The following is a 1,876-nucleotide window of genomic DNA, read 5'->3' on the forward strand; positions in this document are numbered from 1 at the left end:
ACCCTGCTGAAGCGAGGTGCTGCGAATCCAGCTTTCCAGGATTGCTGCATCATGAGCGGTAATTGTAAAAACGTCCGGAGTATCCATGGGGCAAGTATACATGAAATCAAATCACGTAACCTTATTTTCCGCATAGCCCACTAGAATCACACTTTTCAAGCCTAGTTTATCAATCAATTTGGCTAGATCTCGTGCGTGTTGTTGATAGGTGTGGCCTTCTATGGGTTTCGATGATTTCCCCTGGCCTCTAGGGTCATATGCCAATGCGCGATATTTTGTTGATCCTTTAAAGTGATCGAGTTGATGTTCAAAAACCTCCGTTGACATCATCCAACCTGGGATAAAAATAATGGTTGTATCGCCGTTACCTTCCTGCTCGTAATGTATGGTCAGATTTTCATCTATCTTCATTTCCTCTGCAGCCACACCGCCAATGAACAGACATAGACCTGTAGCTATCAGCATTGAAAGGTTTAGCATTTTCATCGTCTCTCCCAATCTTTCCAAGGTGATTGAAATTCGCGGATTCAACCTTGAAGGACATACCGTTTGTGGAGCCTGCGCCGCCGAGTAATTATCCATTAAATTTACTGGCGTTTCAAAGCCTATAGTTTTTCTTGGTCGATTATTTAAATCGCATACCACTGCGTCGACCTCTTCCTGCGTTATTTTTTAAAGTCCGTACTCTTTGGTCAATACTGGCGCATAGGACCGTTCGTATTCTCGTGCAGACCACGCTGCCAGGAGTTATAGGGATGTGCGAAGTAAACTTGCGCTCCAAGCACCTCAGTACTCCTCTCGTGATAGGCGAACTCTTTGCTTTGCCAACGCCCTGATCGAAGAGAGCCAATACAACGCCGCCGGCCTGCTCGACCAGCGCTGCGTCGGCTTCATTATCGACAGCTGCTCAAAATCCAATCTGGTCTATGACCAGTACGACAGCTACGGAACCTCAAAAACAGAAGAAACGGCATCGCCAAGGTCGAGGAAAGCTTCGTCTACGACAACCTACACAGATTGATCCAATCCACCCGTACCTGGGATACTCGTATCCCGGCAACCCTGCACAGCACGGTGGACTACCACTATGACGCCGCCGGCAACCTGCTGTACAAAAGCGACTTCTCCGACACAAGTGCCAACGCCTATCAGTACGGCACCAGTGCCAGAAGCGGCAACGACGCCGGTCCCAACGCCGTTGCCCAGGTCACCCTGGCGGACCTCAGCACCCGCAGCTTCCAGTGCGACCTCAACGGCAACCTCACTGCCGACGGCCTCAGGACCATCAGCTACGGCGTCAACAACAAACCCGGGTCCATCAGCCATAGCAACGGCAACAGCGCCAGCTTCCACTATGGCCCCGATCAGCACCGCTACAAGCTGCTTCACCCATCGGCGGATTTCGGTAGTGCCTACATCCAGCGAGCGGGACGCCTTAGATATCGAATACCCTTGTTCAACAACTAAGCGGGTAGCATCCAGTTTGAACTCGGGAGAAAAGGATCGACGTTGTCTACTCATTGAACACCTCTGTCTCAGGCGGCAACATTACCACCTAAATTGATATCCGAGTTTAGTAGACCATTACAAACTTTATGAGTACGCCTTGCTTATAGAGAAAAAAAGTAGTCTAGACAGTAACGTGAATTAAGAAAAAATATTCCCATTTAAGATTGTTTTCATGTGGAATAAAACTGAACCCGTTAAGCGAATTTCATATTTTTAATCGTATTAATTAATACATAGGTAAACCACCGCCTCTGGCGGTGAGACTTGACAGGGCTCTGCCGTTCAGTCGTGCAGAGTAGAGAATATGGCCTCCCATGAACCGGCAAGTTCTATTAGGAGGCCATATGAGAGATTGGCAGAGCCAAGC

Annotated in this window: 2 protein-coding genes and 1 pseudogene; 1 reads left to right on the plus strand and 2 read right to left on the minus strand. The window is 48.6% G+C overall.

Translation table 11 applies throughout. The features are described 5' to 3' along the window. Positions 1-111: 111 nt before the first annotated feature. Positions 112-486 (minus strand): alpha/beta fold hydrolase, encoded by a 375-nt coding sequence (locus tag AB1S50_RS19385; RefSeq protein WP_367152911.1) that lies wholly within the window; start codon positions 484-486, stop codon positions 112-114. 271 nt (positions 487-757) lie between these two features. Here AB1S50_RS19385 and AB1S50_RS19395 point away from each other — a divergent pair, with 271 nt between their 5' ends. Then, entirely contained in the window at positions 758-1,021 is a 264-nt protein-coding gene (locus AB1S50_RS19395) for a hypothetical protein (RefSeq protein ID WP_367152913.1), read from the plus strand. A gap of 356 nt (positions 1,022-1,377) precedes the next feature. On the opposite strand, the pseudogene AB1S50_RS19400 reads toward AB1S50_RS19395, so the two are convergent. Further along, positions 1,378-1,521, minus strand: a pseudogene (locus AB1S50_RS19400) (transposase); the annotation flags it as partial. Positions 1,522-1,876 lie beyond the last annotated feature (355 nt).

The organism is Microbulbifer discodermiae (assembly GCF_040742695.1).
In the GTDB taxonomy this organism is placed as follows: domain Bacteria; phylum Pseudomonadota; class Gammaproteobacteria; order Pseudomonadales; family Cellvibrionaceae; genus Microbulbifer.

Excerpts from the sequence above, each read along its gene's own strand:
- AB1S50_RS19385 (WP_367152911.1), bottom strand. The coding sequence starts at position 486 with ATGAAAATGCTAAACCTTTCAATGCTGATAGCTACAGGTCTATGTCTG.